Below are 15136 nucleotides of genomic sequence, written 5' to 3'. Positions count from 1 at the left end.
CCCGGGTCGTGCCGCCGATCCCCTGCGGGGCCGACCCTGCACGCCCCCTCCCGGGGGGTGGATGCGTGCCTCGTTGGTGTGCGGGCACAGGCGAAGCCGCGCGGTTAGGAGAAGGGATGCGGCGCGAAGCTGCCGCAGGGACCTCTACCCGCACGGCGTGCATCCCGCTACCCCGACAGTGCCCGCAGCGCCCTGCGGGCCACCTCGCGGCCGATCGGGAGTGAGGCCGTCGCCGCCGGGGACGGGGCGTTCAGGACGTGGACCGTGCGCGGGGACTCGCGGATCAGGAAGTCGTCCGCCAGCGTGCCGTCCCGCAGGACCGCCTGGGCGCGGACTCCCGCCGGGGCGCGGCGGAGGTCCGATTCCGTCACCGAGGGCAGCAGGCGGCGCACCGCCGTCGTGAAGGCGCGCTTCGAGAGCGAGCGGTGCAGTTCGCCCCCGCCGTACCGCCAGTGGCGTCGGGCGATCTGCCAGGAGCCCGGCCAGGTCAGGGTGGTCGCCAGGTCGCGGGGGCGCAGGGTCGACCAGTCGTAGCCCTCGCGGGCCAGCGCCGGGACCGCGTTCGGGCCCACATGGACCCCGCCGTCGATCCCGCGCGTCAGGTGCACCCCGAGGAAGGGGAACGCCGGGTCCGGCACCGGGTAGACCAGCCCTCGGACGAGCGAGGGGTCCGCCAGTTCGTAGTACTCGCCGCGGAAGGGGATGATCCGCATGTCCGGCTCGTCGCCCGTCATCCGGGCGATCCGGTCGCACTGGAGACCCGCGCAGTTGACCATCGCCCGCGCCCTGAGCACCGTCCCGGAGGACGTGCGCACGGCGACCCCGAAGGCGCGGCGGTCCACCGCCGTGACCTCCTCGCCGCAGCGGATGTCCGCGTCCGACGCGGCCGCCAGCTGCGCCGCCACCGCGCCGAAGTCGCAGATCCCCGTCGTGCCCACCTGGATCGCCGCGAGCCCCCGGACCTCCGGTTCGTGCTCCATGATCTGCGCCGGGCCCAGCTCCCGTACCGGAATGCCGTTCTCCCGGCCGCGCTGGACCAGGGCGTGCAGCCGGGGCAGTTCGTCGCGGCGGGTGGCGACGATCAGCTTGCCCGTGACCTGGTGGGCGATGCCGTACTCGGCGCAGAACTTGACCATCTCCGCCGCCCCGCGCACCGCGAACCGTGCCTTCAGCGACCCCGGACGGTAGTAGATCCCGCTGTGGATCACCCCGCTGTTCCGCCCGGTCTGGTGGCGCGCCGTCCCCGGCTCCTTCTCCAGGACGATCACCCGGGTCCCCGGCGCCGCGCGCGTGAGGGCGTACGCCGTCGACAGGCCGACGATCCCGCCACCGATCACCAGCACGTCGCAGTCGAAGCTCTGCCCGGACGCCGTCACCGCGTCACCTCCCACCCCGATAGTGCACTGGCCCGCTGACAATGCCGTTAAACCAGCTGAAACAGGGAGGCGTGCAGGTTGTCACATCGCTCGGGTCTACGCGGGCGCCATCAGCAGCGGCCTCGCCCGCTCCCGGAGCTCCACGACCCGCGGTTCGTCGCCGTACGGCTCCAGCCGGTGCAGCAGGTCCCGTACGTACTCCGTGGTCCGCGCCGAGGAGATCCGTCCCGCGACCTCCACCGCGCGCGTGCCCGCCGCGCACGCCGCGTCCAGGTTTCCGGACTCCAGCTCCGCGACGGCGCTCACCACGAGCCGTAAGCCGTGCGAGCGCACGAACTCCTCCGTCGGCCGCGACAGGGCCTGCTCCGTGAAGCGGCGTACCTGCCGTGGTGCCTTCAGGTCGCGGTAGCACTCGGCCGCGTCGGCGGCGAACCGGTCGTAGGAGTAGAAACCCAGCCACGACGGGTCCGGATCGCCTTCCCGTGAGCGCTCCAGCCAGCCCTCGGCCGCCTTCAGCGCCCCGCCGGCGGCGGCCGCGTCGTTCGCCTTGGCGTGGGCGCGTGCCTCGACCAGCCGGAAGAAGCTCATCGTGCGGGCGGTCGCCAGGCCGCGGTTGCGCTCCAGGGCCGCCTGGGCGAGGTCCACGCCTTCGTCGGCGAAGCCGCGGTAGGTGGCCTGGAGCGACATCGAGGCGAGGACATATCCGCCGAGCGGCACGTCGGCCGCCGCGCGGGCGAGCCGCAGCGCCTGGATGTAGTACCGCTGCGCGGCCTCCTGCTGGCCCGTGTCGAAGGCCATCCAGCCCGCCAGGCGCGTCAGTTCGGCGGTCGCGCCGAACAGCGCGCGGCCGACCTCGTCGGAGTACGACGCGAGCAGCAACGGCGCCGCGTCCACCCGGAGGCACTCGGGCACCATCGACGAACGCCAGTCCCCACCGCCGTACTTGGAGTCCCAGCGGCGGGCGTCCTCCGCCGCCTCCCGCAGTTTGGCCACATCGCTGTGGCCCACGCGGGCGGGCGAGTCGTCGGTGAGGGCGTCTAGAGAACGCTCCACCGACGAGTCGGCGGGGGTTATCAGCCACCGCGACGCGGGCGTCGCATAGGCGCTCACTGCGAAGGAACCGGCCAGCGACTGCCAAATGCCCCCGCTCCCGGCCCGCCGTCCCGCCAGGTCGAGGCGGTACAGCTCGGTGGCCGATTTCACCGCCTCGCCGACATCGCGCGGGAAGGCGAGCCCGACCTCGGGGGCCGGGTCCGCGTCCGCGAGGCCGATCTCGTGCAGCGGCACCGGGCGGCCGAGCTTCGCGCCGATCGCGGCGGCGATCAGATGGGGCGCGGCACCCTGCGGCACCATGCCCTTCGACACCCATCTCGCCACGGACGTCTTGTCGTAGCGAAGAGTCAGCCCGCGCTGCGCTCCGAGGTCGTTGACCCGCCGGGCAAGACCGGCGTTGCTGATTCCCGCGAGGGCGAGAACGGTGCCGAGTTTTTCGTTCGGCCCGCGTTGCTCCCTGGACATGCGCCACCCCTCGACACACAGACGGCCGCCGCGTCGCTCTGCAGCGCACGGCATTCGTACCGCGTCCTCCCCGGTTGGCAGCTTCGCGGTCCCGGCTGCAAAAGCACCTGGCCGAGCCCTGCGGAATATGCGCCCCGGCGGAGAACATCAGTAAACACAGCGTAGTTCGCCGCATCCTGACCGTTAAGGGGCGGTGTTCCGTATGGCGAGATTGTTGTGCGGTGGAGCAGCCGGACCGCCGGCGGTGCGGCGCCGCCGTGCTCCGTGCGTGTGGCCGTGCGCCCGTCCGTGCGCTCTGGTCCGGCAGGTGGGGGAGCGCTTCCATGAGTGCTGCGTGGGTCGGCCCGCTGCGTACTGGAACCAGCGGGCTGGGGGATACCGCCGCCTTCAATCCCCGCGGGCGGCGGACCGGTCCGGGAGGCGAACAGCGCCTCCCGGACTGTCGTATGCCGGGCCAAAGCCCCCGAAGCGCCCCTGAGAATGGCTGAATGACGACTGTCCCGCTCGTTCCCTTTGCTCTGATTTGGGTATGGGCCACTCGTCCCGCCGCCCGTCGAACCGCCCGCAAATCGCCAACCGCGGGGGCGCGTTCACTTTTTGCGCACGCTACCCGGAGCCCCTCCTGTGCGCTGCCTTCGTGGCAGCATGTTCCCGAACGGCCGGGCTCGACGGCCATGGTTTGTCCACAGCCTGTGGAGGCGGCGATGCGGTGGTTGGTGGGGTGGAGCAGTATTGCCGCAAACTTCGGTACGGCCGGAGCAGTCGGGGAGTCCGACGAGGGCCGCACCGTCCACCCCGTCGGCTCGCAGCTCCTGTGGGGCGACCCGGACCCGCTGTGGGCCGTCGGTGACTGGCGCCCGGACGAGGTGCGTGTCGTCACCGCCGATCCGCCCGCCCATGTCGTCGGCCACGCCCCCATCACCCGACTCGCCGTCCTCGGCTGCTGCGCGGCCGGGGACGACGAGCTGCGGGCCGGACTGCTGTCCGCCCGCGGCGGGGCGCTTCGCCATCTGACCTCGTGGGCCGGCAGTTACACCGCGGTCGTCCAGATAGGGCGCAGGATCACCGTCATCGGCGACCTGGCCGGCGCGAGACCCGTCTTCTACACCCCCTGGGCCAACGGCACCGCCTACGCGACCGCGGCCCTCCCCCTCGCCGATCTCATCGAAGCCCAGCTGGACATCGGCCACTTGGCCGCGCTGCTCGCCTGCCCCGAGACACCGGAGGCGCTGCGCGACTCGACGCCGTACGAAGGGGTCAAGCGCATCCCGCCTGGGCACGCGCTGATCCTTCGCGAGGGCTCCCGCGAGATCACCGGCTACGAGCCGGTCGCCTCGCTCGCCGTCGCGGGCCCGCAGATCGAGGCGTCGCGGGCGGTCGACGGCGTACGGGACGCCCTGATCGACGCGGTACGCGCGCGACTCACCGCCCCACGGCACGCACCCGAGACCCTGCCCCCGGACCCGGGTCCCGTGCCGGGCATGGGCCCCGCGGAACGCCGCGCCGCCAGAGGCGGGCCGGCACCCGGCATCGGCGCGGACCTCTCCGGCGGCAGCGCGTCCGGCACGCTCGCGCTGCTCGCGGCGGGGCTGCCCGGCGTCCCTGGCACGGTGCTCGGCCACGGCACCGGCGCGGGCGAGCGGCTCCTCGCCGTCACCTTCAACGACCTCACCGAGGACGGCCGCGAGGCCGAACTGGAACGAGCGCGTGCGATCGCCGAGAACCCGCGCCTGCACCATGTGGTCGTCGCGGCCGGCGAGGAGGCGCTGCCGTACGCCTCCCTGGACAGCGGGCCGCTCACCGACGAACCCGCGCCCTCCCTCGTCACGGCGGAACGTCACCGCGGCCGGCTCACCGGCGGCAGCGCGGACCACTTCACCGGTACGGGCGCACGGCAGGTGCTGGACGCGCACCCGGCACGCCTCGCGGATCTGCTGCTGGACCGGCGCCGACGTCATCTGCTGCGGCCGGCCGCGGCCCTGGCCCGGGCCGAAGGGCCGTCGCCGCAGGCGCTGTTCATCCCGGTCACGGTGTACCGGGCGGCGCGGCGGCTGGCGCGTACGCCGTACCGGACGGGCCTGGAGGCGGCCGCCGACCTGTTGCTGGAGGCGAACCGCAAGGGCGTGGGCGCGAACGGCACCGGCCCGCTCGGTGCGTCGCTGGCCGCCCTGACCTGGTCGCGGCCCGGCCCGGCCGCGCGGTGGCTCACGGGTGAGGCGTTGGCTGAAGTATCGGTTCGTCTGATGGCGGCGGCGACCCGCCCGGTGATCGTGCAACGTCCCGGCGAGGCCCGCGCCCGGGCCGCGCTGACCCGCCACGCGTCCGATCACCGCATCCTGGAGCAGGCGGCCGAGGTCCGCAGCCAGCGCCTGCACGCGCCCTTCCTCGACAACCAGGTCGTCCGCGCCTGCCGCGATCTCCCGGAGTCCCTGCGGGTGCGGCCGGGCGCGCGGGCGGAGATCCTGCGCACGGTCCTCGCGGGTGCGGGCATCCACGACCTGCCGCCGGGCTGGGGCGCGACCACCCAGGCCACGTCGACGGCGACGGCACGCAAGGGCCTCCGCGCGGCGCTGCCGACGCTGATGGCCCTCTTCGACGCCCCGCTGCTCGCGGACGCGGGCCTGGTGGAGGCGCGGGTGATCCGCAAGGCCCTGCGGGCGGCCTCGGAGGGCGAACAGGTACCCCTGGACGGCCTGGCCGACCTGATCTCCACGGAACTGTGGCTACGGCGGCTGCTGTCGCGCCGCGGCACCTGCTGGACGGGCTCGGCGGCCCCCCGGCAGCGGGCCGTCGCCGGAGGAGTACCACCGCGGCGAACGCTCCAGTCGTAGACGACGGAGGCGTACGGGGAGTAGCTCGGCCGTACAGGCGCGGGTGTACCTCAGTACGACCGCGGGCCCGGGTATCCGTGGGGGTACGGCTCCGGTTCTCCTACGGGTGCGGGCGCGTGCCGTGCGTACGGGTGCGGGCACGCGGCCTCCGTGCAGGTGCGGGCTGTGCGTACGCCCCGGGGGCGGGCCGTGCGTACAGCCCCGGGCGCGCTGCCTCCGTGCAGGTGCGGGTGGGTGCGGGTACAGGACAGCCGTCAGCCGCAGCTGATCTGCGACTGGGCCCAGTCCGCGAGCGCCACCGAACCGAACGGTGTGATCGGCTCCACGACCAGCCGGATCCTCTCCTGCCCGCCGATCGCCACATGCACCGGCACGCCCGCCTGCCCGCCGCGGATCACCGGCGAGCGCCACAGCCGCGCCCCGTCCCCGTAGACGGAGAACCGCACGGCACCGAGCCCCAGCGTCAGGTCGTCGACGCCGACCACGGCGTCATAGCTGGTGCACCGGCGGTTGAGGGCGATGGTGACCGACGAGGGCGCGTGCACCGTCACCCCGTGTCCGTAGCGCCGGCCGTCGACCGACATGCCCCAGCGCTGCCAGATCCAACTGCTCTGCCCCAGCAGCACCTCGGGCCCGGTGTGGTCACCGAACACGCTGTATTCGAGCCGGTTGACCTGATAGACCCGCGGCTCCGGCGGAGGCGGGGGCGTGGGGCGCGGCGGGGACGGCGTCGGCGTCGGTGCCTGTGTGGGCGGGGGCGGGTCCGACGGCGCGGGCTCGGACGGCGCGGGAGGCGTAGGCGCACCCGGAGTCGGCGTGGGTGCCGGATTCGTCTTCGGCGCAGGCTCGTTGGGTCGCGCCGACGGAGCCGGTACGGCGGGGTCGACGGGAGCCGGCGGCCGCGGTGGATCGGGCTTCTGCTGAGGCGGCCGCGGCTGCTGCGATGCACCGGGCTGGGCCACCGGAGGCTTGGCGTCCGCCTCCGGCACGGGCTTCGGGTCGCCCGAGAGCGCCCACACCAGCCCCGCGGCCGCCGCGACAGCCACAGCGGCGGCGATACCGGCCTTCACGGGAGCGCCGAGTCCCTCCGACACCGCGGCCCCGCCGGCCGCGCCCGAGGAGCCGCCGGCCGCACCACCGGCCGCCGCACCACCCGATGCCGCGGCGGCCGCACCCGCCCCCGCCGCACTGGCTCCACCGGCGACGATCCCGGCGGCCTTGAGCGAGTAGCCGGCGGCGAACCAGCCGATGACCGCGACCGGCAGCAGCGCGGGAATCCCGGCGTTGACGTGCTCCAGCTCGCCCACGGCGAGCCGGCACTTGGCGCATTCCTCCAAGTGCTTGCGCAGACCGCGCTCGGCCCGCGTCCGCAGCCCCCCGCGGGCATACGCCCCCAGCCGGTCGGCATAGCGTGCGCAGTCACCGCCGGAGGTGAGCGTGGTGCTCACATGGGCCTGCAGATAGGCCTGCTTGAGCCCCTCACGGGCCCGGCCGGCGAGGACCGCCGTCGCGTTGGGGGTCAACCCGAAGAGCGGTGCGACCTCGCTGGGGGACTCCTCCTCGACGGTGGTGTGCCACAGGACCGCCTGCCAGCGCTCGGGGAGCGACCGGAAGGCCTGCATGGCCAGGGACTGTTCGGCCTCGTGCATGGCGCGGACGTCCGCGCCCAGGTCCAGGGTGTCGTCGGTCGCGGTGTCCGTGCTGCGGGCGGCCTCGGCGGCGAACACCGCGAAGTCGTCCACGAGTTGCTCGCGCTTGGCCGTCTTCGTCCAGGAGGCGGCCACCCGGCGCACCGTCGTCATCAGATACGCCCGCACGGCGTGCTCCGGCCCGGCGCCCCCGCGCACGGCCTGCAGTGTCCGCGCGAACACCTCGGCCGTCAGGTCGTCGGCGGTGTGCGCGTCCCGGCAACAGGTGCGCGCGTACCGGCGGACGGCGTCGGAGTGGCGGCGGAACAGCTCCTCGTAGGCGCTGGTCTCGCCCGTGCGCATGCGCTGAAGCAATTCGGCGTCCGACGTGGGCAATTCGCGTGGCGGTGGAAGCACCGAATCGAGTCCGCTGCCGCCTTCGCGCTGGAGCGGCACCGCGTGACCGGCCGGCACGGGGCCAGTTGTCCCGATCCCGCTTCCGGCCGTGCCTTGGGGCGGGACGCCGGCCGGCGACCCGAAGGACCCCTCGGGCCTGCCCTGGCTCGGCACCTGCCGCGATGGCGGTCCCGCAGCCTCCGCGTCATCCGCACCGTCGAGGGACTCGTCCCGTTCGTCACCGCTCATCGCGGAAGCCCCCGTCAGCACCTTCAGACCCGAACACCGGGCAAGCGTGCCACAGAGCAACAGCGCACCGAACCCACATGCGTGTCAACCACTCATCCGGGGAGACCTACCGAATCCGAGCACTAATGGTCACTCGTTCGGGGAATGGTCAATCGGCGCTCTGTGATGGGCCGTTGCGGCTGTGGATCGCGATGGTCGGTCGCAGCCCACAGCCGCACACGTCAGTGCTCAGGCCGACCGCGGACGCAGCCCCTCGAGGAGGATGTCCAGCAGTCGTGACGACGCCGCGGCCTGCTGCGCCGGGTCCGGCAGCGAGGGCGCCGCCGTGGCTATCACGAGCAGCACGTCCGCCACGGTCACATCGCCCCGCAGCTCACCCGCCGCCCGGGCCCGGTCCACGAGCTGCCCCACGACCTCGAGCAGATCCGCCGCGCCCGTGCCCTCGTCCTCGTCCGCCGGCGCCTGACGCTGTCCGACGACCCGAAGGTCGGGCTGTGCCCCGGAGCGCTGATGCGGCACCCGGACTCCGTCCCCGCCGATCGCCGCAGAGTCCTCCGACTCCACGCCGACGCGCAGCACCTGCGGCGGCAGCAGCCGTCCGGCGCCCGACGCCACCGACGTGCGCAGGAAGCGGGAGAGGGCCGACCATGGCTCCTCCTCCTGCCCGAGAGCCGTACGCGCCTGCTCCGTCAGCCGGGAGGTCTCCTCCTCGGCTATCCGGCGCACCAGCACGTCCTTGCTCGGGAAACGGCGGTACACCGTCCCGACGCCGACCCTGGCGCGACGGGCCACATCCTCCATCGGCGCGCCGTATCCCAGCTCGCCGAACACCTCACGAGCCGCCCGCAGGACATGCTCGAGATTGCGCTGTGCGTCCACCCGCAGCGGTGCGGAACGGCCGAGGCCGCCCGGTACCGCGCGTCCGTTGCCCTCGCCGCCCGTGTGCCCGCCGTGCACGGAATGCCCGTCCACGGCCGTCGGCGCGGCAGCCTGCCAATGAGAATCCTGAATGGTCATACACGTTCCCCCGGTCACTGTGTCTCCCCCCGGAGACCTCCCCGCCTGGTCTGCCGGGCGCGCCTTGACCAGGCACCCCGACGAGATACGAACATAGTTGAGCCAGGGTCAATTCAGAAGGGGGTAGTTCCGCACGGAGCGCCCCCCGATCGGAGCAAGGACCGGAAGGCTCCCGATTACGCCCCCTCGCACCACCCCCTTCCCCGCCCCTGACCTGCGTACCTTCCCGAATGCGCGGGAGGCGCCCGGCGCATCGCAACCGGAGGCTTCCGGTCACACAATTTGCCGGGCCTGTGGACAAACGCCTGCCGCCGTTGCCTCATGGGATGGTGAAGGCTGCTAACTCCCGGGGCGCGACCCCCGGCCCACCGTCGGGCACGCGCATTCTCGTCGTCGGCGGCGGCTACGTCGGGATGTACACGGCGCTTCGTCTCCAGCGGAAACTGAAACACGAGCTGGCACGCGGCGAGGCGGAGATCCTGGTGATCACGCCCGACCCCTATATGACGTATCAGCCCTTCCTCCCCGAAGCGGCCGCCGGATCGATCTCGCCGCGCCATGTCGTCGTCCCGCTGCGGCGAGTTCTGGACAAGTGCAAGATCCTCATCGGCGAGGCCACGGCGATCGACCACGCCAAGCGCACGGCGACCGTGACCACCCTCGCCACCGCCGAGGAGGGGACCGGCGCCGTCGAGCTGCCGTACGACGAACTGGTCCTCGCGCCGGGATCGGTCTCCCGCACCCTGCCCGTCCCCGGCCTCGCGGACTACGCCATCGGCTTCAAGACCGTCGAGGAAGCCATCGGTCTGCGCAACCACGTCATCGAGCAGATGGACATCGCCTCCTCCACCCGTGACCCCGCCATCCGCGACGCGGCCCTCACCTTCGTCTTCGTCGGCGGCGGCTACGCGGGCGTCGAGGCGCTCGCCGAGCTGGAGGACATGGCCCGCTACACCTCGCGCTACTACCACAACATCAAGCCCGCCGACCTGAAGTGGATCCTCGTCGAGGCCAGCAACCGCATCCTCCCCGAGGTGGGCGAGGAGATGGGCACGTACGCCATACGCGAGCTGCGCGCCCGCAACATCGACGTGCGTCTCGAGACCCGGCTGGAGTCCTGCGAGGACCGTATCGCCGTCCTCAGCGACGGCAGCCGTTTCCCGACGCGCACCGTCGTGTGGACCGCGGGCGTCAAACCGGCGCCGGTCCTCGCCGCCACCGACCTGCCCCTGAACGAGCGCGGCAGGCTGCGCTGCACCGCCGAACTCACCGTCGTGGGCGTCGAGCACGCCTGGGCCGCCGGCGACGCCGCGGCCGTCCCCGACGTCACCGCCGCCACGCCCGGCACGGAGACCGCGCCCAACGCGCAGCACGCGGTGCGCCAGACCAAGGTGCTCGCGGAGAACATCGTGGCCTCGCTGCGCGGCGCACCGCTCCGGCAGTACGCGCACAAGTACGTCGGCTCCGTCGCCTCCCTCGGCCTCCACAAGGGCGTCGCGCACGTCTACGGCCGCAAGCTCAAGGGCTACCCGGCGTGGTTCATGCACCGCGCCTACCACCTGAGCCGTGTCCCGACCTTCAACCGCAAGGCGCGGGTGCTCGCGGAATGGACCCTCGCCGGGCTCTTCAAGCGCGAGATCGTCTCGCTCGGATCGCTGGAGCACCCGCGGGCCGAGTTCGAGCTCGCCGCCGGCGGCAAACGCCCCGGCCACGGCCACGGCCCCGACTCCGTCCGGCACCGGCCCCACGGCGGGACCCTCCCCGGGCCCGAGGGCGGTTCGAAGGACGAGCAGCAGAGCGACCCCAGAGGGAACTAGACGACGGTCATCAGCAGTCCGTTCGGTCACACTGGACGTGTGACCATAGGTGGGCTCACACCTGCACAGAGTGACCCTCGGCGACAACCATTGAGGCAAGTAAGTCAGTGAACTTCACGCGTTGGAGCTCGAGGCTCCCCGGTACGCAGCGCCGCGGCGCAGCGCGGAGGACCGACCACGGGATCTCCCCCGTACAACGAGGGGATGGCTCGGTCCCCGCGGCCCGCGGCGAGTACGAACAGCAGCCGGAGCCCCTGCCCGACGCGCCCGCCATCGAGGACTTCCCGGTCCGCGAGGTGCTCGGCAGCCTGCCCGCCCTGGTCGCGCTCGTGTACGGCCCCGAGCACCGCATCGCCTACGTGAACGACGCGTACGCCGCGGCTTTCGGCCCCCGCCCGGCGGGCGCCACGGCTGCCGTCGCCTGCCCCGAACTCGCCGAGCTGGGCCTGTTCCCTCTCATGGACCAGGTGCTGCGCAGCGGGAAGCCGCGGACGGTCAAGTCCCGCAAGGTCCGCGGCGGAGGCTCGTACACCGCCACCTGCCTGCCGGTCGACAGCCCCGACGGGGGAGGCGGGGTCCTCGTCTTCGCCGCCGACGTCACCGACCACGCCGAGGCCGCCGAGCGGCTGCGGGCCAGCGAGCGCCGTCACCGCGAGACGGCGGTGACCCTGCAGCGCTCACTGCTGCCGCAGGAGTTGGAGCAGCCCGACGATCTGCGGATCGCGGCCGACTACCGCCCGGGCGGTACGGACGCGGCGGTCGGCGGTGACTGGTACGACGTCATCACCCTCGGCGCCGGCCGTACCGCGCTCGTCATCGGTGATGTGATGGGCCGCGGGGTGCGCGCCGCCGCCGTCATGGGCCAGCTCCGCACCGCCGTTCGCGCCTACGCCCGGCTCGACCTGCCGCCGCACGAGGTGCTCCAGCTGCTCGACGGTCTGGCCGCCGAGATCGACGCCAGCCAGATCGCCACCTGTGTCTACGCGGTGCACGACCCGAACGAAGGACGGCTCGTGTACGCGTCGGCCGGCCATCTGCCCGTCCTCGTCCGCGACGAGGACGGCTCGGTCCGCCGCGCCGAGGACCCGACGGGCCCGCCGCTCGGTACCGGCGGCTGGGTCCACACCTCGGGCACGATCGCCCTGCCGCCCGGCTCCAGCGCCGTCCTCTACACCGACGGCCTGGTCGAGCGCCGCGGCGAGGACATCGACGAGGGAGTGGCCGCCCTGGAGCGCGCCCTCGCGGGGGCGACGGGCACCCCGCAGGTCGTCTGCGACCGGCTGATCCGCTCGCTCGGGGTGACGGCGGAGCACGACGACGACGTCGCCGTCCTCGTGGTCCAGCACCCCACGCGCACGGGTGCGGCGGCCGAGCTCTTCCACAACGCGGCGCTGGACCTGCTCGGCGGCATCGAAGCGGCCCCGCGCGCCCGCGCGTTCGCCTCCGGCGTCCTCGCGTCCTGGCGCTTCTCTCCGGAACTGCACGACCTGGGCGTCCTGGCCACCAGCGAACTGGTCGCCAACTCCCTCCAGCACGGCACCCCGCCCATGCGCCTCCGGCTCCGCCGCACCGACCGCCGGCTGATCATCGAGGTCACGGACGGCGACGACCACCTGCCGCGCCGCCGCCGTGCGGAAACGGAGGACGAGGCGGGACGCGGGATCTCCATCGTCGCGACGATCGCCTCGTCCTGGGGCAGCCGCCGCACACCGGGCGGCGGCAAAGCGGTCTGGTGCGAGTTCGCCCTGCCCTCGTAGGGCAGGGATCCCTGTCGGCTCAGCCGCTCAGACCGGTGTCTCCACCGGCTCCGCGGGCTTGTGCACCGCCACCACCCGCGACGTCGACGCGAGCGCGGGCTTGTCCTGCACGGGCGTGAGCTGCTTGCCGAGCCGCAGCGCCAGCACACTGATGCCGAGCGAGAACAGCACGAACGTGACGATGTACGGGCCGTGCAGCGCGGCCGCCATCGGCCCGCCCACGGCCGGACCGACCGCCAGCGCGAGCTGCTTGACCAGGGCGAACGCCGAGTTGTACTGACCCACCATCGACTCCGGCGCCAGATCGGCGACCAGCGGCGCGACGGTCGGCGACAGCATCGCCTCACCCAGCCCGAAGAGCGCGTACGTCGAGACGAACGCGGCCGTCGCCATCGCCTGGCTGCCGTGCCCGAGGCCCGCGTAGCCCGCGATGAGCCAGGCGACCGTCCAGATGAGCCCGACAGCGGCGATCACCCGGGTGCGGCTGCGGCGCTCGACGAACTTCAGCACCACGAACTGGGCGACCACGATCACCGCGGTGTTCGCGGCCAGCGCGGTGCCGAGCGTCGACGGCTGGATTCCGGCGGCCTCGGTGCCGTAGGCCGCGAGCCCCGACTCGAACTGTCCGTAGCAGGCGAAGAAGAGGACGAACCCGAGAACGCACAGCTGGACCATGGCCTTGTGGCCGAGCAGCGCGCGCAGCCCGCCGCGGGTCCTGGCCTCGGCGTTCGCGGGCCGCGGCTCGTGCAGGGAGAGGGATCGCGGCAGCCGCACGGTGAGCGCGATCCCGGCCAGCACCAGGAACATCGCCGCCTCGATCCCGAACAGCAGAAGGAAGCTGCCGGGCCGGCTCGCGTCGACGATGTGCCCGCCGATCAGCCCTCCGATGCCGAGGCCCAGGTTCTGCAGGAAGAACTGGGTGGCGAAGGCGCGCGTACGGGTGGTGGAGTCGGAGGTCCACACGATCATGGTGGCCAGCGCCGGCTGCATGATCGCCGTACCGGCGCCCAGCAGGGCCGCCGACAGCACGACGGCGGGCACGTTCCCCGCCAGTCCCATGCATACGGCGCCGACGCCGGCCAGCAGCGCGGCCCCCACCAGAACGGGCAGCGGGCCCCGACGGTCGATCACGCGACCGGTGAAGGGAAGGGCGACGAGGGCGGCCATCGCAAAGACCGCGAGGACAGCCCCCGCCGTCGTCGCGCCGAGATCCCGTACCTGCGCCACATAGACGTACAGATACGGGACCGTGAAGCCGAGTCCGAACGCGCTCAGCGCGTTCCCCGCCTGAATCCGGCGCATCGCAGCGCCCATCGCCCTGGTCACACTCACCTACCTCGAGGTCTTGAAGGACTGAAGTCTGAAGACTTCAACACTAAAGTTAGATCCTCAACAATACACAGTGAAGGACTTCAATGCCAACGCGCCCCATGGGATACTTCGGCGCATGCCAACCGCGAGCCCCGAAGGCCCAGCAGCGCCGGACCCCGCCCTCGGCGAGCCGAGCCTCGACGAGCAGATCGCCGCGTACCAGCGCGAGTACGGAGACCTGGACCCCCAGGTCGAGAAGGTCGTCTCCGCACTGGGCCGGCTCAACCGGCGCATGAACGTGGCGTACGGCCGTCAGGTCGCCACCCTCGGCATCAGCAACGCCGAATGGGAGGTCCTCAAGAGCCTCGTGCTCGCCGGGGCCCCCTACCGGATGGGCCCCGGCGAACTGGCCAAGCGCCTCGGCCTCACCCCGGCCGCGATGACCCACCGCATCGACCGCATGGCGAGCGAGGGCCTGGTCACCCGCGACCGGGACGAGAACAACCGCGTCCGCGTGATCGTGGAACTGACGGACGAAGGCCGTACGAAGTGGCTCGAGGCGATGCGTATGGCCACGGACTTCGAGGAGGACCTGCTCCAGGACCTCTCGGCGGAGGACCGGGGCATGCTCGGCGAGCTGCTGATCCGCGTCCTGCGCCGGGTGGAACACGCGCAACCGGACGCCGGCGGCCGGCTCACGGACCTGGACTAGCCGACCCGCCGTCCCTTCCCACGCACGAGTTGACGCACACTTCACCTGTCTGTAAGGTTCTTCGAGTTGTCAGGGGCCGGAACGGTTCTACGACAGCCACTCAGCCGCTCAAGCGGCACCCAACTCTCAACACGATCTCCCAACCGGGACGAATTTCGGCATGCCGAAATTCATTTCGAAGACTCGATTATGAGTCGGATGGGAAATCCGCTAGGGTTTGGGACGTCGGAACGGCCCAACAGCCGGAATGGCAACCCGAGTTCGACCGGGAATCAGGCCCGAAAGGATCTGATAGAGTCGGAATCGCCGGAAAGCCGAAAGGCCGGAAAGCAGCCCCGCCGACCGGGGAATCGGACACGAAAGAGTCTGATAGAGTCGGAAACGCAAGACCGAAGGGAAGCGCCCGGAGGAAAGCCCGAGAGGGTGAGTACAAAGGAAGCGTCCGTTCCTTGAGAACTCAACAGCGTGCCAAAAGTCAACGCCAGATATGTTGATACCCCGTCCATCTTCGGATGGCGAGGTTC

Annotated in this window: 9 protein-coding genes; 4 read left to right on the top strand and 5 right to left on the bottom strand. The window is 72.3% G+C overall.

Annotated features, from left to right (window positions below):
• Nucleotides 1-167 precede the first annotated feature (167 nt).
• Together lhgD and ABTX78_RS27470 are read right to left on the bottom strand one after the other, a co-directional pair.
• Nucleotides 168-1376, bottom strand: coding sequence for an L-2-hydroxyglutarate dehydrogenase (gene lhgD, locus ABTX78_RS27475; RefSeq protein ID WP_352209485.1), 1209 nt, complete (start codon nt 1374-1376; stop codon nt 168-170).
• Nucleotides 1377-1472: 96 nt separating this feature from the next.
• Entirely contained in the window at nt 1473-2894 is a 1422-nt protein-coding gene (locus ABTX78_RS27470) for an NsdA family TPR-like regulatory protein (protein ID WP_313945492.1), read from the bottom strand.
• Between the two features lie 704 nt (nt 2895-3598).
• Between ABTX78_RS27470 and ABTX78_RS27465 the strand changes: the two genes are divergently transcribed.
• Entirely contained in the window at nt 3599-5725 is a 2127-nt protein-coding gene (locus ABTX78_RS27465; protein WP_352209484.1) for an asparagine synthase-related protein, read from the top strand.
• Nucleotides 5726-5979: 254 nt separating this feature from the next.
• On the opposite strand, the gene ABTX78_RS27460 is transcribed toward ABTX78_RS27465, so the two are convergent.
• Together ABTX78_RS27460 and ABTX78_RS27455 are read right to left on the bottom strand one after the other, a co-directional pair.
• A complete protein-coding gene (locus ABTX78_RS27460; protein ID WP_352209483.1) occupies nt 5980-7998 on the bottom strand; it encodes a sigma-70 family RNA polymerase sigma factor in 2019 nt (672 codons plus the stop codon).
• Nucleotides 7999-8226: 228 nt separating this feature from the next.
• The gene (locus ABTX78_RS27455; RefSeq protein ID WP_352209482.1) at nt 8227-9015 is read right to left on the bottom strand and encodes a TetR/AcrR family transcriptional regulator; all 789 of its coding nucleotides are present in this window, start codon (nt 9013-9015) and stop codon (nt 8227-8229) included.
• A gap of 326 nt (nt 9016-9341) precedes the next feature.
• Here ABTX78_RS27455 and ABTX78_RS27450 point away from each other — a divergent pair, with 326 nt between their 5' ends.
• Together ABTX78_RS27450 and ABTX78_RS27445 are read left to right on the top strand one after the other, a co-directional pair.
• Nucleotides 9342-10832 (top strand): NAD(P)/FAD-dependent oxidoreductase, encoded by a 1491-nt coding sequence (locus ABTX78_RS27450; protein WP_352209481.1) that lies wholly within the window; start codon nt 9342-9344, stop codon nt 10830-10832.
• A 107-nt stretch (nt 10833-10939) separates the two neighbouring features.
• Entirely contained in the window at nt 10940-12589 is a 1650-nt protein-coding gene (locus ABTX78_RS27445) for an ATP-binding SpoIIE family protein phosphatase (protein ID WP_352209480.1), read from the top strand.
• A gap of 27 nt (nt 12590-12616) precedes the next feature.
• Here ABTX78_RS27445 and ABTX78_RS27440 read toward each other — a convergent pair whose 3' ends face one another.
• Nucleotides 12617-13891, bottom strand: coding sequence for an MFS transporter (locus ABTX78_RS27440; protein WP_352209572.1), 1275 nt, complete (start codon nt 13889-13891; stop codon nt 12617-12619).
• Between the two features lie 145 nt (nt 13892-14036).
• Here ABTX78_RS27440 and ABTX78_RS27435 point away from each other — a divergent pair, with 145 nt between their 5' ends.
• Nucleotides 14037-14612: a MarR family winged helix-turn-helix transcriptional regulator gene (locus tag ABTX78_RS27435; RefSeq protein WP_313945498.1), complete on the top strand. Its 576-nt coding sequence runs from the start codon at nt 14037-14039 to the stop codon at nt 14610-14612.
• The last annotated feature ends 524 nt before the right edge of the window (nt 14613-15136 follow it).

The organism is Streptomyces sp. NPDC096193 (assembly GCF_040302905.1).
GTDB lineage: Bacteria > Actinomycetota > Actinomycetes > Streptomycetales > Streptomycetaceae > Streptomyces.
Note: the sequence above shows the minus strand (reverse complement) of the source record. Positions and strands in the feature narration are given on the sequence as shown.

Coding starts and splice junctions, on each gene's coding strand:
- ABTX78_RS27470 (WP_313945492.1), bottom strand. CDS start 2,894: ATGTCCAGGGAGCAACGCGGGCCGAACGAAAAACTCGGCACCGTTCTC.
- ABTX78_RS27440 (WP_352209572.1), bottom strand. CDS start 13,891: ATGCGCCGGATTCAGGCGGGGAACGCGCTGAGCGCGTTCGGACTCGGC.
- ABTX78_RS27465 (WP_352209484.1), top strand. CDS start 3,599: ATGCGGTGGTTGGTGGGGTGGAGCAGTATTGCCGCAAACTTCGGTACG.
- ABTX78_RS27450 (WP_352209481.1), top strand. CDS start 9,342: ATGGTGAAGGCTGCTAACTCCCGGGGCGCGACCCCCGGCCCACCGTCG.
- ABTX78_RS27455 (WP_352209482.1), bottom strand. CDS start 9,015: ATGACCATTCAGGATTCTCATTGGCAGGCTGCCGCGCCGACGGCCGTG.
- ABTX78_RS27460 (WP_352209483.1), bottom strand. CDS start 7,998: ATGAGCGGTGACGAACGGGACGAGTCCCTCGACGGTGCGGATGACGCG.
- ABTX78_RS27435 (WP_313945498.1), top strand. CDS start 14,037: ATGCCAACCGCGAGCCCCGAAGGCCCAGCAGCGCCGGACCCCGCCCTC.